Source organism: Acidovorax sp. (assembly GCF_046339755.1).
GTDB lineage: Bacteria > Pseudomonadota > Gammaproteobacteria > Burkholderiales > Burkholderiaceae_C > Acidovorax.
This window is the reverse complement of sequence record NZ_JBKDTZ010000214.1, coordinates 19,554-38,867: the sequence shown is the minus strand read 5'-3', so window position 1 is coordinate 38,867 and position 19,314 is coordinate 19,554. Positions and strand designations below refer to the sequence as shown.

Here is a 19,314-nt window from a genome sequence, read left to right as displayed (position 1 = left end):
CTATTGTGGAGCGCTCTTGTCCATCCCTGCACCCGCCAGGGGCATGGGCGCGGTAACGATCCAGCCTTCCAGCGGGTCCAGGCCGGGCGGCAGGCCATAGAGGGCGTCGCCCTCGGCATGGCGCTGCTCGGCCCAGCCGGCCTGCAGCATGCACAGCACGGCATCCAGGCTGTCGCCGCTGGCGTCGGCCACCAGGGCGTCGCGCTGGGCGTGCGTGAGCTTCAGGCGCAGGGCCAGGCGCGTCTGCCCCAGCTCCAGCGCGGTCAGCAGGTCCTTGCGTGCGATCAGGCGGTCTGGCGTCTGCTTGGCCACGTCGTCGCTCTTGTAGCTGCGCCGCTGCAGCACTTCGCGCGCCAGCAGGCCGGGGTAGGCCTCCAGCGCCACGCGCGTGGGATCACCTGCGTGCAGGCCGGGCAGGTGCACGCCGGCATCGAGCAGAAGCGGCAGCCCCGCGTGCAGCATGTAGGCTACGGGCGGGTTCACCCACTTCATCGACGGGCTGGAGCCCGCCGGCCCATCGGTCGCACGGTGCGCGAACTTGCCGCCCACGGGGCGGGCATCGCAGAAGGCCGCGAAGGCTTCGCGGATCTGGGGGCGCGTGAGCGTGCGGTAGTGCTGCATGCTGGCATGCCACTGCAAGGGCCAGCCCAGGGTCTGCAGCAGCTCGCGCGGCAGGCCGAAGGGCAGGTCGAACCCGCCGACCCAGGCACGTGGCTCGGCCAGCCAGCGGCCCACGGCGGCCAGCGTCTCCAGACGCACCAGTTCCGTGAGTTGCACGCGCGCGCCTTCGCGCCGGCCCAGGGCCAGCACCACGGGCTTGCGCCGCGTAGGGCTGCTGGAAAAATCACAGCCAAGCAGCATGGCTTACCCCAGAGCGAGCGCGGTGACGCCGGCCGCAATCAGCACGGCACCGCAGATGCGCGCCACGCGGTCGCCCTCGCCCAGCAGATGCCCGCCGATCAGCGCGGCAAAGAGCATGGACACCTCGCGCGCCGGGGCCACATGGGACATGGGTGCCTCCTTCATCGCGTACAGCACCAGTACGTAGGCTACGGGGCTGACCACCGCCACCAGCAGCGCAAAGCGCCACTGCGCGCGCCACAGCTGCCCGGCCGTGGGCAGGTCCCGCAGCACCACGGGCGCGAGCAGCGCCACCCGCACGAAATTGCCCATGTAGTCCACGAGGATGGGCGACATCAGCAGAATCTTGACGGCATAGCCATCAACCACCGTGTAGCTGGCAATGAAAGCGCCCGTGAGCAAGCCGTAGAACACGCCCTTGTGCACGCGCTCGCGCGCGGCCGGGTCGTGCGCGGCACGCAGCAGGGCGGGTCCGCCTGCGATCAGGAACACCCCGCCCACCACGCCCGCAATGCCGGCCACGCCCAGCGCCGAAATGCGCTCACCCAGCAACGTGATCGCCACCAGCGAGGACATCAGCGGCCCCGAGCCGCGCGCCAGGGGGTAGACCACGGTGAGGTCGGCCTTGCGGTAGCCGCGCAGCAGGATGACGAAATAGCCCACGTGCAGCAGCCCGCTGGCCGCCACAAAGCCCCACTCCACCGCGCCCCACAACGGCACCACGTCACGGCCCAAGTACCAGCCCAGCGGCGCCCATACCAGCATCAGCAGCAGCGAAGTGAAGAACGCGAAGCGCGAATCCCCGCCTGCCTTCTTCGCCACGATGTTCCAGCAGGCATGGATCAGGCCCGCCAGGATGATGAGGCCGAAAGCATTGAGGGTCACGGTGGAAAATGCAGGAAAAAAAACAAAAGGCCGCAGCGCGTTGGCGGCTGCGGCCCGTGGTCGGACGGCGGGCCATGCGGCCCGGTGCCTGGTATTCGCGCCCCATGATCGACGCCGTGGCCATCAATTCTTCCAACAGCGCGAACGACCCCTTGCCCGACACCGCATACGGGTCGAGTTCGGGCTTTTCGGAGTACTTGAGCAAAATGGAATGGTTGATCTTGGACAGGTTCACCTGGCCCATGGTCCAGCCGCCGAAGCGGCGCTCGGAGATCTCCTCGTAGTGCAGCAGCTCCACGTTCTGGTGGCGCGGGTCGCGCTGGATGTGGCCGTACAGGTCGCTCACGGCCGACCGGCCGCCCTCGATGGCCTGCAAAAAGATGCCGCCGCCGTAGCACAGCACCCCGGTGATGCCACTGCCCGGGTTGTGCTGGCGCGATTGCATCAGGATGGCTTCGATGGCGGCGGGCGAGGTGTCCACCGCGCGGCTGGCATAGAGCAGGCGTACGAGCATGGTCAGTTCTTTCCAGGGATGAGGGACAGGAATTCACGGCGCAGCGAGGGGTCCTTGAGGAACACACCGCGCATCACGGAGTTGATCATCTTGCTGTCCATCTCGCGCACGCCGCGCCAGGACATGCATAAGTGGCTGGCCTCCATGACGATGGCCAGGCCGTCGGGCTGGGTCTTTTCCATGATCAGGTCGGCCAGTTGCACCACGGCCTCTTCCTGGATCTGGGGGCGGCCCATGACCCAGTCGACCAGGCGCGCGTACTTGGACAGGCCGATCACGTTGGTGTGCTCGTTGGGCATCACGCCGATCCAGATCTTGCCGATCACCGGGCAGAAATGGTGGCTGCAGGCGCTGCGCACCGTGATGGGCCCGACGATCATGAGCTCGTTCAAGTGCTCGGCGTTGGGGAACTCGGTGATCGGGGGCTGCGCCACGTAACGGCCCTTGAACACCTCGTTGAGGTACATCTTGGCCACACGGCGCGCGGTGTTGTGCGTGTTGTGGTCGCCTTCCGTGTTGATGACCAGGCTGTCGAGCACACCCTGCATCTTGACCTCGACCTCGTCCAGCAGCTTCTCCAGCTCGCCGGGCTCGATGAACTCGGCGATGTTGTCGTTGGCGTGGAAGCGCTTGCGCGCGGCGGCAAGGCGCTCTCGGATCTTGACGGAGACGGGCGTGCCTTCTTCGTCCGGCGGGGTGGTCGTCATATCGGCGGCAGTGGGACTGGACATGTCCGGCATCGTAACAGTGATCGAGGGGGACCGCCTTGCAAGGGTTTTGCGCAGCTATCGCCCATGGAACATCACCATATAGCTCCTATTTGTGTAGCAAAAAATCGATGCATGGTGCTCAATAGCGCTTTCCCGTGATCCACAGGGCCAGGCGCATCAGCGCATAGGCCGCGCCATCGAGCACGCGCTGGCGCAGCGGCCGCCCGGCATAGCGCGCCGGCTCCATGCGCCGGCCGGCCTGCTGCATGGCTTGCACCAGCCGTCCGCGCAGGTCGGCGGCAAAGGCCGCATCCTCCACCACCACGTTGGCCTCGCGCGCCAGCAGAAGGCTCAGCGGGTCGAGGTTGGACGAGCCCACCGTGGCCCAGGGCCGCTCGCCCAGCGCATCGACCACGGCCACCTTGGCGTGCAGAAAGCTCGGCGCGTACTCGTGGATCTCCACCCCCGCTTCGAGCAGCGCACCGTACACCGGCCGCGCGGCGTGGTACTGCATGAAATACTCGTAGCGCCCCTGCAGCAGCAGGCGCACGCGCACGCCGCGGCGCGCCGCCATCAGCAGTGCGCGGCGCAGCTTGCCGCCGGGCAGGAAGTAGGCGTTGGCAATGATCACCTCGTGCCGCGCCGCCCCAATCGCGCGGCGGTAGGCCTTCTCGATGCGGCTGCGGTGGCGCACGTTGTCGCGCAGCAGCAGCGCGGCGCGCATGGCCGGCCCCTGATGCTGTGCCTCGTCGGCCGCATGCCGGGCGGCACTGGCCACCCGCAGGGCCTGCAAGGCCTCGGGCAGGCGGCGCTCGCGCATGTCGCGCACGGCCTGCATGCGCCACCAGAGCTGGTCCATGGTCTCGCTGGCCGCTGCCACCAGGCTGCCCGTGGCCTGTACGGCAAAGTCCAGGCGCGGTGCGGCCAGCGCGCCGTGGTTGGGGTCGTACAGGTCGTCCAGCACGTTGATGCCGCCGCAGAACAGCACGCAGCCATCGACCACGCACAGCTTGCGGTGCAGCCGGCGCCAGCGCTGCGGCAGCAGCAGGCCCAGCGGCCCGAGCGGCGAATACACGCGCACCTGAACCCCCGCGGCTTCCAGGCGCCCCGCCCATTCACCCGGCAGGGCCCCGGTGCCCACGCCATCCACCACCCGTTGGGTGCGCACGCCGCGCCAGGCGGCCCGCTCCAGCGCCTCGGCCACGCTGGCGCCGCTGCCGGTGAAGTCGAAGATATAGGTCTCAAACTGGATGTCCGACAGCGCGGCATCCATGGCCCCGACCAGCGCCGGGAACAGCTCCTGTGCGCCTTGCAGCAGGCGTACCCGGTGGTCGGCGGCGAAGCTCACAGGCCGAATTCGGCAATGAGGGGCAGGTGATCGGACATGCGCCACCAGATGCGCCCGCGTGGCACATGCAGCGACAGGGGCGTGAGGCCGCGCACATAGACATGGTCCAGCTGCACCAGGGGCAGGCGCGCGGGGTAGGTGAAGGCCCGGGGCTCCTCGAACTCGTACAGGCCGAAACCCGCGAGCATGCGCTTGACCTGCAGGCCCCAGTCGTTGAAGTCGCCCGCCACTACCAGCGGCGCACTGGCCGGCACCTCGCGCTCGATGAAGCGCTGCAGGCGCTCGATCTGGCGGATGCGGCTGCCCGGGATCAGCCCCAGGTGGACAACGATCACATGGATCTTGCGGCCATGGGCGGCCACCTCGACGTGCAGCAGGCCGCGCTGCTCGAAGCGGTGGTCGGATATGTCCTCGTGCTGGTGGCCGACCACCGGCCAGCGCGAGAGCAGCGCATTGCCGTGCTCGCCATGGCGGGTGAAGGCGTTGGTGCGGTAGACGGCCTCGTAGCCCTCGGGCGCCAGGTACTCGGCCTGGGGCAGCTCGGGCCAGCGCTGGAAGTACCTGGCCTCCTGCCGGTTCATGCGGCGCACCTCCTGCAGGCAGACGATGTCGGCATCGAGCTGCTCGACCGCGTGGCCCAGGTTGTGGATCTCCAGCCGGCGCGCCGGGCCGATGCCCTGCACCCCCTTGTGGATGTTGTAGGTCGCCACCCGCAGGATGTCTGTGTTGTCCATGGCTGCCATTGTGTCGCAAGCAACCGACACTTGGCAGGCCGGGCGGTGCTTACCCGCATCGCACAATGCGCACACCGGGCATACACTGTGCTTGCAGTGAGCAGTTACTTTTAATTACACCAACCCCGAGCTGCAGATGGCTACAGCCAAAGACCCGGATCCACCAGAGAGCCTGGCACTGATCATCGACAGCAATGCCACGTCGCGCAGCATCCTGGTGGGGCAGTTGCGCGAGTACGGCGTCACCAAGATCGTGCAATGCAGCCGCGTGCGCGACGCCCGTGCCCGACTCGAACACACCGTGTTCGACTATGTGCTGTGCGACCAGTTTTTCAGCGAGTCCGGCGACTCCGGGCAGACCCTGCTGGACGACCTGCGCCGGGCCCAGCTGCTGCCGTTTTCCACGGTGTTTTTCATGGTCACGGCAGAAGCCTCGTATGCCGCCGTGGCCGAGGCCGCCGAATCGGCACTGGACGGCTACCTGCTCAAGCCGTTCACCCCGAGTGCCCTGTTCGAGCGGCTGAGCTTGGCGCGCCTGCGCAAGATCCACCTCAAGCCCATCTTCGACGCCATCGAACTGGAGGACTTCGAGGAAGCCTCGCGCCTGTGCGTGGAACGCTTCGAGGCGCGCAAGCCCTACTGGCTGTACGCCGCGCGCATCGGCACCGAGCTGCTGCTGCGGCTCAACCGCCACGACGAGGCGCGCACCCTGTTCGAAGCCGTGATCGCCGCGCGCGCCCTGCCCTGGGCCAAGCTCGGCGTGGCGCGCGCGCAGATCGAATCGGGCCAGGCCACACGCGCCATCACCACCTTGCAGGGCCTGATCGGCGAGGATGCTTCGTTCGCCGATGCCTATGACGTGCTGGGCCGCGCCCAGGTCGAACTGGGCAACTTTGCCGATGCCATCGAAACCTACCGCACGGCCAGTGGGCTCACCCCCGATTCGGTGGTGCGCCTGCAGAAGCTGGGCATGATGTCGTTCTACATGGGCGACCGCAAGACCGCGTCCAGCGTGCTGGCGCGCGCGGCCATGCTGGGTGTCGACTCCAAGCTCTTCGACTTCCAGGCCCTGGTGCTGCTGGGCTTCTCCTACTTCGCGGACAACGACCGCAAGGGCATCGAGCGCTGCGTGGCCGACTTCACGCGCATCCTGGAGCGCCATGCCGACAGCCAGCGCGTGCAGCGCCTGGCGGACGTGGTGCGCACCCTGCAGCTCATCCAGCAGCGCCAGTTCTCGGCGGCGGTGGCCGCAGTGCGCAACATGGCGCGCGAGATCGACGAAGCCGGTTTCGATTTCGAGGCGGCCAGCAACCTGGCCAGCCTGCTGTCCGTGCTCGGCGCCACCTCCATTGATCTTTCCGACGGGGAAAGCTGGGTGCGCGCCCTGGGCATGCGCTATGCCAACACCCGGGGGTTGACCGAGCTCATGGCCAATGCCTGCAACATGCACCCGCCCTACGCGGACATCGTGCGCGGCTGCCTTCCGGAGATCAACAGCACGGCCGAGAAAGCCATGGCGCAGGCCCTGGCGGGCGATGCCGAGGGCGCCGTGCGCAGCCTGCTGCAACAGGCCGGCACGACCCTGAATTCCAAGCTCGCCGACATGGCCCAGCAGGTGCTGCAGCGCCACCGCGAGCGCATCCCCGATGCCCAGTCCCTGCAGGAAAGCATCGAGGCCGTGCGGGCGCGCTGCGGCAACGCCCCCACGCGCGCGGTGCTGGGGCAGGATGGCGATCGCCGCCCTGGCGGCGTGGTGATACGCACGCGCGCGCCGGCCGTGGCAGCGGCAGCGGTTGCGGCGGCAGCCACCACAGCGGCCCTGAACACCCTCGCCGCAAGCAACAAGCTCAGCGCGGACGACATCCTGGACATGCCCGACGAGCCATCCATCGACGATATCCTGGGCGTGCCCGCCCCCGAACCCTTCGACCCGGCGGAGAAGCTCCGGCTGCGCCCCCTGTAGGCGGCAGCGCCCCGACATCAACCGTAGACCGGGCCCCTGCCGGCGCGGACGCCGCCGCAGCTGCCATTTGTACCGGCGCGGACGCCGCCGCAGCTGCCATGTGCAGGGCCCGCCCGTAGCGCGCCGCCAGATCGCGCGTGGCCGCCACCAGCACGCTGGTGTCCACGCCCACTGCGACGAACACCGCGCCCAGTTCCAGGTAGCGGCGTGCCAGCTTCTCGTCGGCCATCAGGATGCCAGGTGCCTTGCCCGCCGCCAGCACGCGACGGATACCGTCCTCGATGGCCACCTGCACCGCAGGGTGCCCGGGGTTGCCCACATGGCCCATGCTGGCCGAGAGGTCGGCCGGGCCGAAGAACACGCCATCCACGCCCGGCGTGTTGGCAATCGCATCCAGGTTCTCCATGGCCAGGGTGCTTTCGGCCTGCACCAGCAGGCACACCTGGGCGTTGGCCTCCTTCAGGTAGCCCGGGTAGCGCATCCACTGCGAGGCGCGCGCCAGGCCTGCCCCCATGCCGCGGATGCCGCCCTGCCCGTCGTCCTGCGGGTAGCGCATGGCGCGCACCAGCTGGGCCGCCTGCTCGGGCGTGTCCACCATGGGCACCAGCAGCGTCTGCGCGCCGATGTCCAGGTGCTGCTTGATCAGCGCCGTATCGCCCACGGGCACCCGGGCCACGGGGTGCGGCCCCGTGCCCAGCATGGCGCGTGCGCTGGCCACGCCCTGCAGTTGCTGCAGCATGCGCGGCACGTCGTTGGGCGCATGCTCGCCATCGAGCAGCAGCCAGTCGAAGCCGGCGCCCGCCACCAGCTCGGCCGCATAGCCGCTGGCCAGCCCGAACCACAGGCCGATCTGCGGCGTCCGCGCCGCCAGGGCCTGTTTGAAGGTGTTCAGGGGTGTCTGCACAGCGATCCCCTCACACGAAACGGAACGCGATATTGCCCAGCGGCCCGTAGTCGGCATGGAAGGTGTCCCCCGCCGCAGCCGCCACCGGGCGGGTGAACGAGCCGCCCAGCACCCCCTCGCCCGCCGCCAGCCCCTCGCCATAAGGTGCGAGCTTGTTGGCCAGCCAGGCCACGCCCGTGGCCGGGTGGTTGAGCACGGCCGCGGCCAGGCCCGATTCCTCGATCACCCCGTTCTTGTAGAGCAGCGCGCCGCACCAGCGCAGGTCCACCGCATCGGGCCGCACCGGGCGCCCGCCGGTGACGATGCCGGCATTGGCCGCGTTGTCGGAGATGGTGTCGAACACCTTGCGCATCAAGCCCGTGTGGCGGTCGTGCTGCTCGATGCGCGCGTCGATGATCTCGATGGCGGGCACCACGTACTCGGTGGCGGCCAGCACGTCGAAGATGCTCACCGGCGGACGCCCCGGCTCGCCGCGCAGCGGCTTGTTGAGCACGAAGGCCAGCTCCACCTCCACCCGCGGCAGGATGAAGCGCTGCATGGGGATGTCGCCGCCCTCGGCGAAGAACATGTCGTCCAGCAGGGTGCCGAAGTCGGGCTCGGTGATCTGGCTGGCGATCTGCATGGCGCGCGAGGTCAGGCCGATCTTGTGTCCGCGCACGCTGCGGCCCTCGGCGATCTTCATCGCCACCCAGGCGCGCGAGATGGCATAGCCGTCCTGCACCGTCATGCCGGGGTGGCGCCTGGAGAAATGCCCCACCTGCACCCGGGTCTTCTCGGCTTGGTGCAGTTCCTGGGCCAGTTGCTGGATCAAGGCATCGCTGAGCATCGTCAATCCTTCCTGTTCTCTTTTGCGGCCTGCCGGTAGTTGGCCTTGAGGTGCTCGGGCACGCGCTCGTCGAAGCCGCAGGCCACGCGCCGCACTTCGGGGCTGTCGGTGGGCTGGTGGCCCACGCCCAGTGCCGAGGCGCGCGGCGCATCGATGGCCACCACCGTGCCCGCCAGCCGGCCCAGGCCGGTGATCTCGCACTCCACCCGATCGCCCGGGTCCACCGAGCGCGAATGGCAGGGCGTGCCCATCAGGATCACGTCGCCCGGCACCAGGGTGATGTGGCGCGCGATATCGGCCACCACGTAGTGCGGGCCCCAGATGGTCTCGTCGCCGATGTGCGCCTCCTGCACCACCAAGCCGTTGCGGTAGGTGCGCAGCGTCTGCTCGAACAGGTTGACGCCGCGCACGACGCCCGGGCCGATGGGCAAGAGCGTGTCCGCCCCCTTCACGCGCAGCATGCTGCCCTGGTCGGTGTCGCGGTAGTTCTGCAGGCCCATGTCGAGCGCCGGGCAGAAGCCCTCGATGTAATCCCAGGCTTCGTCGGGCAGCACGTTGCGGCAGGTCTTGCCGATGACCACGGCGTACTCGCCCTCGTAGTTCAGGTACAGGCTGTCGGCGGGCTTGTGGATCTCGCAGCCATGGCCGTTGACCGAGGTCGGCGGCTTGGTGAAGTAGGTCGGCGTCTCGGTGGGCTTGGGCTGGTTGCGCGTCTCGAAGCTGCGCGAGCTGTACGAGATGTGCACCGCGATGACCTTGCTGGGCGCCACCGGCGGCAGGTGCTGCACACGGGCCGGGTCCACCACGCGGCCATCGTCCAGGCGCAACTGGCCCTGCTGCGCGCCCTCTTCCACCATGGTGCCCCAACAGGCGCTGCCACCCACCAGCACGCGGCGGCGCTCCACGCGCGGGCCGCGCATCACGGCGGGAAGTTCGGTGATCGGGAATTCGAAGTTCATGCAGCCACCTCCGCCGTCGCTGGTTCACCATCGAACCACATGTGCACGTTGCCCGTGCCGCGTGCGTTCTCGTAGGCCGACAGGGCCACGCCCTTCGCGCGGCAGTCGGCACCGCCCATGGCGCCCAGCATCTGCAGGTAGTGCGCGCCGAAGGCTTCCCAGGGCATCTTGCGGTACTCGTCCTGCCAGCGGTCCAGCACCATGTCGTGCCGGCCCTGCTCCATGAGCGCGATGGCGCCCTTGTCGCTCACCACGTTCTCGGGGCGCGAGACATTGCTCTCGTGGAAGATGCGCGGGTGGTTGGGCTTCCAGTCGATGGGGTTGAACTTGTGGCTGAGCGCGCCCGAGGCCAGCAGCAGCACACGCAGGCCGCTGCGGCGCACGGCCTCGGCAATCGCCTCGCCAGATTTCAGAAAGTGGCGCCAGTCGCAGTTCTGGCACGAGCTCACGGTGACCACGGGCGTGTCGCTGCGCTCCAGGCGCAGGTGCTTGACCAGGTTGATGGTGGCGTACTGCTTGCCCAGGTCCGGGTGGTTGATGACGCGGTTATAGCCCTTCTGCTCGCGCGAGACGGCCTCGATGGCCAGCGCCAGGTCCGGGTGGCCGCAGTAGTCGTACGGCACACCGTGCAGGTACCAGGGCATCTCGTCGGAGATGAACATGCCCTGGTAACGCGGCGCGCCGTCCACCAGGTGGTAGCCGGTGGTGAACCAGTGCGAGTCGAAGATGATGGCCACGTCGGGCCGGGCCGCGGCGATCTTCTCGCGCAGGCGCGCATAGCCGGGGATGAGGTCTGAGTCGGCCCCCGCGCCCTGCAGCACGCGGAATTCCTCGCACTGCATCAGGCCGGGGTGGTGCGAGACGATGGCGGCGCCAACGATGCTTCCCATGGTGTGTGTCTCCTCTGAAGATGGCTTATCGGTGGCTGAAACTTGCGCGGAAAGGCTTCTTCGGAACAACAATGTCCTTCACATCGCAGAAGAACTCGAAGCTCCAATCCCCGCCCTCGCGGCCCACGCCGCTGCGCTTGATGCCGCCAAAGGGCGCGGCCAGGTCGCGGATGCCGAAGCTGTTGACCCAGATGAAGCCGGTGCGCACCTGCTGCGCCACGGCACTGGCATGCTCGGTAGCGCCGTAGCACACGCCACCCAGGCCGTAGTCCGTGCCGTTGGCCAGGGCGATAGCCTCTTCGTCGCTGTCGAAGCTTTGCAGGGTGAGCACCGGGCCGAAGACCTCGTTCTGCACGATCTCGCTGTCCTGGCGCACATCGGTGAGCAAGGTGGGCTGGTAGTACTGCGCGCCGAAGGGGTGGTGAGCACCGCCCCAGAGCAGCGTGGCGCCATCGGTCACGGCGCGCTGCACGAAGCCGTGCACGCGCTCCACCTGGCGCGGGTGGATGATGGGGCCGACCTCGGTGGCCTCCTCGCGTGGATCGCCCACGGTGAGCTTTTCCACATAGCCGCGCAGCACGGTGACGAAGGCATCGTGCACCTTGCGGTGCACCAGGAAGCGCGTGCCCGCCAGGCACACCTGGCCGGCGTTGCGGTACATCAGCGCGCCGGTGGCGGCGGCGTTGTCGATGTCGGCATCCTCCAGCACGATGAAGGCCGACTTGCCGCCCAGTTCCAGGCTGCAAGGCACAAGGTTGGCGCCGGCCGACTGGGCGATCCACTTGGCCGTGGGCACCGAGCCGGTGAACGAGATGCGCGCCAGCCGCGGGTCGCTGACCAGGCGCGCACCGGTGCTGGCACCCGCGCCCTGCACGAGGTTGAACACCCCGGGCGGCAGGCCGGCCGCGTGCGCGCAGTCGGCCAGCAGGCTGCTGGTCAGCGGCGCCCATTCCGGCGGTTTGACGATGGCGCAGTTGCCTGCGGCCAGGGCCGGGCCGAGCTTCCAGGTGGCCAGCATCAGCGGCGCGTTCCAGGGCGTGATGATGGCCACCACGCCGGCCGGGTCGTGGCGCACCATGTGGGTGGCCTGCTCGGTCTCGATGGGGCGGTCCTGCAGGGACAGCGCATGCTCGGCGAACCAGGTGATGTTGAGCATGGCGCGCGGCACCACGCCGTGCTTCATGCGCGAGAGCAGCACGCCCGCATCATTGGATTCGAGCGTGCAGAAATCGTTGGCGCGCTTGCCGATCTCGGCGGCGAAGCGGTCGAGATACGGCTTGCGCTTGGCCGCCGTGAGGGTGCTCCATGCGGGGAAGGCGCGCGCTGCCGCAGTGACGGCCGCGTCCACCTGCGCGGGCGATCCCTCGCTGATGCGGCCCAGCAGCGCCTGGTCGATGGGCGAATGCAGGTCGAAGCGCATGTCCGAGGCCACGCGCTGGCCGTCGATGTAATGGTGGGGCGATACGGCAATGCCGGCGACGTTCAGGGTCTCGGTGCTCAAGGGGTGTCTCCATCGGGGCTGCGGTGTGCGCTTTGGTCGCAAAGTATCGTGACGCGATGCGCCGACCACAATCAACGCTTTCTTACCGATTGTGAAGATGGTCTAATGAATGGCCATGTCCCTGCCCCATTTCACGCTGCGCCAGCTCGAAGCCTTCGTCACCGTCGCCGAGATGCGCAGCTTCACCGCCACGGCGGACCGGCTGGCGCTCACGCCCTCGGCGGTGAGCCAGCTCGTGGGCGAACTGGAGGACGTGCTCGATTTCAAGCTCTTCGAGCGCAGCACGCGCCGGGTGGCCATCACCAGCGCAGGGCGAGAGTTCCTGGCTTCGGCCGAATCGGTGCTCAAGCACCTGCGCATGGCGCAGTCGGCCGCCAGCGATGTGCGCAACCGCGCGGCTGGCGTGGTGCGCGTCGCCGCTCCGCTGGTTGTGGCCAGCGTGATCCTGCCGCGCGCCATCAAGGCCTACCTGCAGGACCGGCCCAAGGTGCGCATCCACATCCGCGATGTGCCGGTGGAAAAGCTCGTGGATGCGGTCGCCAGCGGCGATGCCGACCTGGCCCTGGGCCCGGATCGCGCCTGCGGCGAGGACGTGGCCCGCACCCAGCTCTTCCAGAGCCCCTGGGTGCTGTGGTGCGCCCCCACCCACCCACTGGCACGCCAGCGCAGCGTGACCTGGGAGCAATTGCACGCCCACCCCCTGGTGGCCGCAGGTCGTGACCACGAGCGCAGCGTGGCGCAGATGCACACCGGCCTGCCCAGCGAACAGCGCGTGACGCCCGTGGAAATCGTGGACAACATCTCCACCGCCCTGGGCCTGGCGGCGGCCGATGTCGCTGCCACGCTGGCGCCCGACTACGTGGGCGCGCTGGCCAAGCCCCTGGGCCTGGTGCGCCGGCGCATCCTGGCGCCCGAGGCCATGCGCTACGTGTGCCTGTACAGCCCCACGCAGCGCGCCACCTCACCGGCAGCCGAGGGCTTTGCAGAGCACCTGATCAGGGTGCTGCCGCAGCGGCGGTAAACCGGGGCAGCTGCAAGCAGGCCTCGGCGTTGGAGGCGGAAAAACACCGGTCCGCCGCGTCGCGCCAGGGCAGCCACTGGAAGGCCACATGCTCGCGCGGGCTCAGCACCACGGGCGTTCCGGCGGGCACGCACAGACCGAAGACACGCTCGCGGTTGAACACCACGTCCGGCGCATAGCGGTGGCGCCACTGGGGCCAGATGTCATAGATGTTTTCCAGGTACCAGTCGGTCAGCACGCAGCCGGGGGCCCGCACGTCGATGCCGGTCTCTTCCTGTACCTCGCGCGCGGCGGTGGTCTCCCAGGGCTCGTCCTCGCTGTCCTTGCTCCCGGTGACGGACTGCCAGTGCTCGCCGCCGTCGGCGCGGCGGATCAGCAGAATCTCCAGGGCCGGCGTGTGGATCACCACCAGCACCGACTGCGGTATCTTGAAAGGCCGCGCCGGCGCCCCCTCCCCCGGGCTGCTCATGCCGCTGCCACGAGGGCGTCGACGTCGTGCGCGGGCCCTTCGGTCAGCGCGCCCAGCGCGCACTGCAGCAGCCAGCGCGCGGAGATGCGGCACAGCAGGCCCTGCTGCCCGGGGTTGCCGCCGCCCGAGGTGGGCACGGGCACCACGGCATCGATCAGCGCATTGCCGGCAGGCCCGCCCGCCACGCCCACCGGGCGCAGCGCGCGCCGGTCCAGGTCGAGCATGGCGCCGAGCGCATCGACGCGCAGGATGAAATCCCGCGTGCCACCATTCTCCAGCGGCACGCGCACCAGCACCATCTGGCGGGTGGGGTCGGCTGCGCGCTGCACGGGCGCATCGCCCGGCGCCGGCGCCACCACACTGCGCAGGTCCACCACGGAATAGACGCGTGCGCCGATCTGCGCAAGCCCCAGGAACGGCGCACGCGCCCCCCCGCCGTTGAGCACCACCATGTCGGGCGCGGCCGTGACGACCTGGGACGCATCCACCCCGAGCCAGTGGTTGCCGATCAGGAAGGTTGCCATCTGCAGGCGATTCTCCTGGCCCACGCGGGCGGCGCCCGGGTGGGCATCGGGCTGGGGTACCGAAGAAACGACCCCGCGGCGCTCGCACAGGTGGCGCAGCACCAGGCACGCCAGGCCGTGCTCGTAGCCGTCGCTGGTGCGGAACTCGCGGTAGCCCTGGCCACGCGCCTGGCCCACGCCGTAGAGCTGGCCGCCGAGCGCAGCCATGCGCCCGCCCTGGCGGCTGCTGGCAATGGCCTCGCGCGCCTGCATGGTGGCAGCGTCGCCGCTGGCGCGCACCAGCCGGTCGTCTGCATCCACAAAGGCCAGCGCGTCGCGCGCGCCTGTGCCCACGGCGCAGTCGTCCAGGATGGACTGCAACTGGTTGGCCGCGTCCCAGACGATGGCGATGCCACCGAGCACCGGCCCGGACGCGCTGGCGCCCATGCCCTCGCCCACGCCGGTCCGTACCGCGGCGGCATACACGAAGGTCGGGCCTTCGCCGTAGAAACGGCTGGCCTCGTAGCGGCTCACGGTGTAGGCCTGGCTGCCCTGCAGGCGCAGGCAGCGCTGTGCCCAGTCCTCGTCGAGCCGTGCGCCCACATGGCGTGCCTGTCCCGGCTGCGAAACGGCCATGACCCGGCCATCGGTCCCGAACAGCACCAGGCAGGCGTACACGGTGTACAGGCCGTTGATCTCGGCCAGCACCGCCGTGGCCTGGCTGCAGCCCACGGTGCCTGCGGCCAGGGTGCGCGCGAACTGCGGCGTGAGCGCCCACCAGCGGCAGTCGTTGGCACGCTCGTAGAGGTTGCGGTCCAGGATCTGCATGGCCAGCGCGGCGCGGCCCTGGGCGTCGCGCAGCAGCGAGCGCATCACCACGCCGTAGAGGTCCTGCAGGGCGCTGGAGAAGGCCTGCGCGGTCTTGCGCGCGGTGGCCCCGATCTCTGCCAGCAGGGTCTTGGCGAACAGGAGCTCGCGCGGCGCTGCGGCCTCCCCGCCCACAGCACCGTTCCCACCGCCCGGCTCGCCGATCTGGTTGAGCTCGAGCAGTCCGTTCCAGACCGAGCGTTCCAGCGCCGACTGGATGGCGGCCGAGCGCCGGGGAATATCGCGCAGCTCCTGCGACAGCAGCTCCGCCTGGCCCGAGAGCTCGCCGGCCAACGCGCTGCGCTCGTCATGGCCGGCCTCGTCGAAGGCCAGGTCCAGCGGCAACAGTGCCAAGCCGCGCCATCCCGGTCCCTGGTAGCCCTGAAAGCCCTGGGTGTCGCGCACGGCCATCAGGTAGCGCCGGCTGGCATGGCGCAGCAGGTGCACGCCGGCAGCCGCCGCCTGGGGCAGCCGCCAGCCTGCGGGCAGTTGCAGCGGGTCGCCCGAGACGAGCACACGCCCATCGGCATCGGCCAGGGCCAGCACCGCATCGCTGCCCTGCGCCGTGCCGCCCTGCGCATCTCCGTCCTGCACCGAATCGAAGATGGCCGGCATCTCGTCGGCGAGCTTGAATTCCAGGCACAGCACACCCACGATGCGCCCGCTGCAGTGCACGCGCCGGGCATAGACCAGGGTTTCGGCGGCGCTGCCGCAAAAGCCGTGCACGGCGTGGTGCTCGACGTAGGCGGCATCGCTTTGCAGCACCGCGCGCAGAAAGGCGCCATCGGCATCCTGCTGGTCGAGTCCCCCCACCGGCGCCACGGCGCGCAGGCTGGCGCAGGGCTCCAGGCCGGTGTCGAAGAGGAAGATGTTGCCATAGACCGTGTACTTGCTGGCGTATTCGGCCAGGCGCGCCTCGATCAGCGCTCGCAGGGCCGGGTCGGGGTCGGCCAGGTACTCGGCCACGCCCACGTCGGTGGCAAAGAAGCCGATGTCGGCGGTGCGCTCGAACAGGTTGCGCACCAGCACGTCGATGCACACCTGGGCGCGGGCGCCGAGGTCCTCGGTGCGGTTCTTCAGGGCCTCGCCCACCAGGCCCTGCAGCAGGTCGTGCGAGAGCGCCGCAAAGTCCCGCCTCGCCTGGGCCAGGTCACCGCCCGACGCGGCCTTGGAGGACAGCAGCGACAGCGAAGAGAGCAGCGAGAGCTGGTCCCAGGCGCTTTCGACCAGGCGCAGCTCCTGGCGCTGGTGCTGCGCGGAGGGCATGTAACGCAGCCATTGTTCGGGAGAGGTCGGGGAGGTTTGCACGGGAAAGGTCCTTTGCGCGGTGGGCCCGGTGACGACGCATTGTGCGGCCCGGCCCGCTGTCTGCAAACAGGCATATTGCAGGCCTTTTGCAAATATATTTACCGGATTGGCGCAAGGCTGACAGGTACGCCCCCAGCGGGCGGACTTCCGCCCCCTACCGCCCGCCTCCTGCGTGCGGAGACCCAGTCCTCCATGGCGCCACCCGCGACCTGCGAAAGCGGCGCGGCCCCACTCAGGGGGTGGTCACTTCCTCGTCGCCACAGGTGGCGGCAGTTCCTTGGCCTGCAGCATTTGCACCTGGGTCACGAGCTTGTTGTGCGAGTCGAGGAAGGCGGTGGCGATCACCTTGCCCTCGTTGGTATTGCTCCAGCCCGCGCCCCCGGCACCGCCCATGCGGCCCCAGAGCAGGCCCGCCGCGCCCAGGTCGGTGCTGCGCGCGGCGCCGGTGGCTGCAGCCACCTGCTCGGTGGTCTCGTTGTCGGTGAGCAAGAGCGCGGTCTGCGCCTCCTTGAACTTGACCTGTTCGGCCAGGCCCACCAGGCCGGCGATGTCGCGCAGCACCGGGATCATGGCGATGATGCCCGCGATGCTGCGGCCAGCGTCCTGCTCGCTGAAGGTCAGGCTCGGGGTCAGGGTGTACTGCGCCTCGTAGCCCTTGCCCTTGGATACGGTGGAGTTCTTGCGCAGAATGCCCGCGTCCTTGAGTTCCTGCTCCTGCACGGTGCCACGCAGGCCGGCCGCACGGTCCACGATGCGAAAGCAGCCGCTCTGCTGCGCGATCAGGCGGATCAGCGGCACGGGCGAGGCCGGCAGCTGGTAGCTGCTGGACACGGTGTAGCCATTCGGGTTTTCGGCCAGGGCCAGGGTGGCCACGGGCTGGGTGCACTTGGTGAGCTCCTTGGCCGCATCCTGCGCGCCGGCCGGGCCGGCAGAGCCGGTGACCACCGAGCCACCCTGGCCCAGCTCGGTCTTCTTTTCACCGCAGCCGGCCAGCAGCAGGGTGGCGGACACCGCCAGCACGAAGGGGGCTTTCATGGAAGAGCGCATGGACGACCTCGAAAGAATGGGGAAAGGGAACGCAAGGGACTCACCCATGAAAAAAGCGGCACCGGCCGATGGCCGCTACCGCTTTGTCCGAAGGCGTGCCCGGTCATGGGGATGACAGGGTGGCTGGCTCCGGCCTGCCTGCTCAGGCCCCCGCCGTGGTCTTCACGGCATCGGGGTTGCGCAGGCGGATGTGCAGCTCGCGCAACTGCTTCTCGTCCACGGGCGACGGGGCCTGGGTCAGCAGGCACTGGGCGCGCTGGGTCTTGGGGAAGGCGATCACGTCGCGGATCGACTCGGCACCGGTCATCAGCGTCACGATGCGGTCCAGGCCGAAGGCCAAGCCGCCGTGCGGGGGCGCACCGTACTGCAGCGCGTCCAGCAGGAAGCCGAACTTCTCCTGGGCTTCCTCGGGCGAGATCTTCAGGGCGTCGAAGACCTTCTGCTGCACGTCGGCGCGGTGGATACGGACCGAGCCGCCACCCATTTCCCAGCCGTTGAGCACCATGTCGTAGCCCTTGGAGATGCACTTCTCGGGCGCCGTCACCATCCAGTCCTCGTGGCCGTCCTTGGGGCTGGTGAAGGGGTGGTGCACCGAGTTCCAGCGCTGGTTGTCCTCGTCGTACTCGAACATCGGGAAGTCCACCACCCACAGCGGGGCCCAGCGGTCTTCGAACAGGCCGGTCTTCTTGCCGAACTCGCTGTGGCCGATCTTGATGCGCAGCGCGCCGATGGCGTCGTTGACGATCTTTTCCTTGTCGGCACCGAAGAAGATCAGGTCGCCGTCCTGTGCGCCCGTGCGCTGGAGGATCTCGGTGATCGCGGCGTCATGGATGTTCTTGATGATCGGGCTTTGCAGGCCTTCGCGGCCCTTGGACAGGTCGTTGACCTTGACCCAGGCCAGGCCCTTGGCGCCGTAGATCTTCACGAACTCGGTGTAGGCGTCGATTTCGCCGCGCGACAGGCCGGCGCCTTCCTTGGCACCGCCGGGCACGCGCAGGGCGACCACACGGCCGTTCTTCATGTTGGCCGCGCCCGAGAAGACCTTGAACTCCACGTCCTTCATCACCTCGGTAAGCTCGGTGAACTCCAGCTTCACGCGCAGGTCGGGCTTGTCCGAGCCGAAACGGAAAGCCGCATCCTGGTAGGTCATGACCGGGAACTCGCCCAGGTCCACGCCCAGCGTGTTCTGGAACACCGTCTTGATCATGCCCTGGAACATGTCGCGGATGTCCTGCTCTTCCATGAACGAGGTTTCGATATCGATCTGGGTGAACTCGGGCTGGCGGTCGGCACGCAGGTCTTCGTCGCGGAAGCACTTGGTGATCTGGTAGTAGCGGTCGAAGCCAGCCACCATCAGGAGCTGCTTGAACAGCTGGGGCGACTGGGGCAGCGCGAAGAACTGGCCGTCGTGCACGCGGCTGGGCACCAGGTAGTCGCGCGCGCCTTCGGGCGTGCTCTTGGTGAGCATGGGGGTCTCGATGTCCACGAAGCCGTTGGCGTCGAGGAACTTGCGCACCTCCATGGCCACCTTGTAGCGCAGCATCAGGTTGTTCTGCATGTAGGGGCGGCGCAGGTCCAGCACGCGGTGCGTGAGGCGCGTGGTCTCGCTCAGGTTCTCTTCGTCGATCTGGAACGGAGGCGTGACCGAGGGGTTGAGCACGTTGAGTTCGTGGCACAGCACTTCGATCTGGCCGCTCTTGAGCTTGTCGTTGGTGGTGCCGTCGGGGCGTGCACGCACCACGCCCTTGACCTGCACGCAGTACTCGTTGCGCACTTCCTCGGCGGTCTTGAACATTTCGGCGCGGTCGGGGTCGCACACCACCTGCACATAGCCTTCGCGGTCGCGCAGGTCGATGAAGATCACACCACCGTGGTCGCGGCGACGGTTCACCCAGCCAGAGAGGGTGACGGTTTGGCCCAACAGGGCTTCGGTCACAAGACCGCAATAGTGGGAACGCATGGCCATGGCAGAACTTCCGGCGCCCCTCGGGCGCATTGAGAGAA

15 protein-coding genes and 2 pseudogenes are annotated in these 19,314 nt (G+C 68.7%); 2 read left to right on the top strand and 15 right to left on the bottom strand.

Translation table 11 applies throughout. From position 1 onward, the window contains the following. From ACK59X_RS17855 to ACK59X_RS17830, 6 genes and pseudogenes are all read right to left on the bottom strand, one after another. Positions 1 to 861: a DUF429 domain-containing protein gene (locus ACK59X_RS17855; RefSeq protein ID WP_409959324.1), complete on the bottom strand. Its 861-nt coding sequence runs from the start codon at positions 859 to 861 to the stop codon at positions 1 to 3. Positions 862 to 864: 3 nt separating this feature from the next. Then, positions 865 to 1,746: a DMT family transporter gene (locus ACK59X_RS17850; protein ID WP_409959322.1), complete on the bottom strand. Its 882-nt coding sequence runs from the start codon at positions 1,744 to 1,746 to the stop codon at positions 865 to 867. Positions 1,747 to 1,843: 97 nt separating this feature from the next. Next, positions 1,844 to 2,260 (bottom strand): annotated as a pseudogene (locus ACK59X_RS17845) (BLUF domain-containing protein); the annotation flags it as partial. Between the two features lie 2 nt (positions 2,261 to 2,262). Continuing rightward, positions 2,263 to 2,991, bottom strand: a complete 729-nt coding sequence (gene folE, locus ACK59X_RS17840; protein WP_409959320.1) for a GTP cyclohydrolase I — start codon at positions 2,989 to 2,991, stop codon at positions 2,263 to 2,265. Positions 2,992 to 3,109: 118 nt separating this feature from the next. After that, positions 3,110 to 4,318: a cardiolipin synthase ClsB gene (clsB, locus tag ACK59X_RS17835; RefSeq protein ID WP_409959318.1), complete on the bottom strand. Its 1,209-nt coding sequence runs from the start codon at positions 4,316 to 4,318 to the stop codon at positions 3,110 to 3,112. Beyond that, entirely contained in the window at positions 4,315 to 5,052 is a 738-nt protein-coding gene (locus ACK59X_RS17830) for an endonuclease/exonuclease/phosphatase family protein (RefSeq protein ID WP_409959316.1), read from the bottom strand. Before ACK59X_RS17830 ends, clsB begins: the two co-directional genes overlap by 4 nt. 136 nt (positions 5,053 to 5,188) lie before the next feature. On the opposite strand from ACK59X_RS17830, the gene ACK59X_RS17825 reads away from it, so the two are divergent. Continuing rightward, positions 5,189 to 7,015 (top strand): response regulator, encoded by a 1,827-nt coding sequence (locus ACK59X_RS17825; RefSeq protein WP_409959314.1) that lies wholly within the window; start codon positions 5,189 to 5,191, stop codon positions 7,013 to 7,015. 106 nt (positions 7,016 to 7,121) lie between these two features. On the opposite strand, the pseudogene ACK59X_RS17820 reads toward ACK59X_RS17825, so the two are convergent. From ACK59X_RS17820 to ACK59X_RS17800, 5 genes and pseudogenes are all read right to left on the bottom strand, one after another. Further along, positions 7,122 to 7,919: pseudogene (locus ACK59X_RS17820) on the bottom strand (aldolase/citrate lyase family protein); the annotation flags it as partial. A gap of 10 nt (positions 7,920 to 7,929) precedes the next feature. Next, the gene (gene hpaH / locus ACK59X_RS17815; protein ID WP_409959312.1) at positions 7,930 to 8,745 is read right to left on the bottom strand and encodes a 2-oxo-hept-4-ene-1,7-dioate hydratase; all 816 of its coding nucleotides are present in this window, start codon (positions 8,743 to 8,745) and stop codon (positions 7,930 to 7,932) included. A 2-nt stretch (positions 8,746 to 8,747) separates the two neighbouring features. Then, entirely contained in the window at positions 8,748 to 9,704 is a 957-nt protein-coding gene (locus tag ACK59X_RS17810) for a fumarylacetoacetate hydrolase family protein (RefSeq protein WP_409959310.1), read from the bottom strand. Then, complete coding sequence (locus ACK59X_RS17805) at positions 9,701 to 10,594, bottom strand: extradiol ring-cleavage dioxygenase (RefSeq protein WP_409959308.1); 894 nt, start codon at positions 10,592 to 10,594, stop codon at positions 9,701 to 9,703. Before ACK59X_RS17805 ends, ACK59X_RS17810 begins: the two co-directional genes overlap by 4 nt. A gap of 25 nt (positions 10,595 to 10,619) precedes the next feature. After that, a complete protein-coding gene (locus ACK59X_RS17800) occupies positions 10,620 to 12,095 on the bottom strand; it encodes an aldehyde dehydrogenase family protein (protein ID WP_409959306.1) in 1,476 nt (491 codons plus the stop codon). A 115-nt stretch (positions 12,096 to 12,210) separates the two neighbouring features. On the opposite strand from ACK59X_RS17800, the gene ACK59X_RS17795 reads away from it, so the two are divergent. Then, positions 12,211 to 13,116: a LysR family transcriptional regulator gene (locus tag ACK59X_RS17795; RefSeq protein ID WP_409959304.1), complete on the top strand. Its 906-nt coding sequence runs from the start codon at positions 12,211 to 12,213 to the stop codon at positions 13,114 to 13,116. Here the strand turns inward: ACK59X_RS17795 and nudB are convergent. The 4 genes from nudB to aspS all read right to left on the bottom strand — a co-directional run bounded on the left by nudB (position 13,091) and on the right by aspS (position 19,276). Further along, positions 13,091 to 13,585: a dihydroneopterin triphosphate diphosphatase gene (nudB, locus tag ACK59X_RS17790; protein WP_409959302.1), complete on the bottom strand. Its 495-nt coding sequence runs from the start codon at positions 13,583 to 13,585 to the stop codon at positions 13,091 to 13,093. The two genes, ACK59X_RS17795 and nudB, sit on opposite strands and share 26 nt — an antisense overlap. After that, on the bottom strand, positions 13,582 to 16,263 hold the full coding sequence (locus tag ACK59X_RS17785) for a chemotaxis protein CheW (RefSeq protein WP_409959300.1): 2,682 nt from the start codon (positions 16,261 to 16,263) through the stop codon (positions 13,582 to 13,584). Before ACK59X_RS17785 ends, nudB begins: the two co-directional genes overlap by 4 nt. A gap of 243 nt (positions 16,264 to 16,506) precedes the next feature. Continuing rightward, the gene (locus tag ACK59X_RS17780) at positions 16,507 to 17,298 is read right to left on the bottom strand and encodes a curli production assembly/transport component CsgG (RefSeq protein ID WP_409959298.1); all 792 of its coding nucleotides are present in this window, start codon (positions 17,296 to 17,298) and stop codon (positions 16,507 to 16,509) included. A 154-nt stretch (positions 17,299 to 17,452) separates the two neighbouring features. After that, entirely contained in the window at positions 17,453 to 19,276 is a 1,824-nt protein-coding gene (gene aspS / locus ACK59X_RS17775) for an aspartate--tRNA ligase (protein WP_409959297.1), read from the bottom strand. Positions 19,277 to 19,314 lie beyond the last annotated feature (38 nt).

Bases quoted from the DNA above. Each gene is read 5' to 3' on its own strand.
- ACK59X_RS17855 (WP_409959324.1), bottom strand. From the start codon at position 861: ATGCTGCTTGGCTGTGATTTTTCCAGCAGCCCTACGCGGCGCAAGCCC.
- folE (WP_409959320.1), bottom strand. From the start codon at position 2,991: ATGTCCAGTCCCACTGCCGCCGATATGACGACCACCCCGCCGGACGAA.
- ACK59X_RS17830 (WP_409959316.1), bottom strand. From the start codon at position 5,052: ATGGACAACACAGACATCCTGCGGGTGGCGACCTACAACATCCACAAG.
- ACK59X_RS17825 (WP_409959314.1), top strand. From the start codon at position 5,189: ATGGCTACAGCCAAAGACCCGGATCCACCAGAGAGCCTGGCACTGATC.
- hpaH (WP_409959312.1), bottom strand. From the start codon at position 8,745: ATGCTCAGCGATGCCTTGATCCAGCAACTGGCCCAGGAACTGCACCAA.
- ACK59X_RS17810 (WP_409959310.1), bottom strand. From the start codon at position 9,704: ATGAACTTCGAATTCCCGATCACCGAACTTCCCGCCGTGATGCGCGGC.
- ACK59X_RS17805 (WP_409959308.1), bottom strand. From the start codon at position 10,594: ATGGGAAGCATCGTTGGCGCCGCCATCGTCTCGCACCACCCCGGCCTG.
- ACK59X_RS17795 (WP_409959304.1), top strand. From the start codon at position 12,211: ATGTCCCTGCCCCATTTCACGCTGCGCCAGCTCGAAGCCTTCGTCACC.
- nudB (WP_409959302.1), bottom strand. From the start codon at position 13,585: ATGAGCAGCCCGGGGGAGGGGGCGCCGGCGCGGCCTTTCAAGATACCG.
- ACK59X_RS17780 (WP_409959298.1), bottom strand. From the start codon at position 17,298: ATGAAAGCCCCCTTCGTGCTGGCGGTGTCCGCCACCCTGCTGCTGGCC.
- aspS (WP_409959297.1), bottom strand. From the start codon at position 19,276: ATGGCCATGCGTTCCCACTATTGCGGTCTTGTGACCGAAGCCCTGTTG.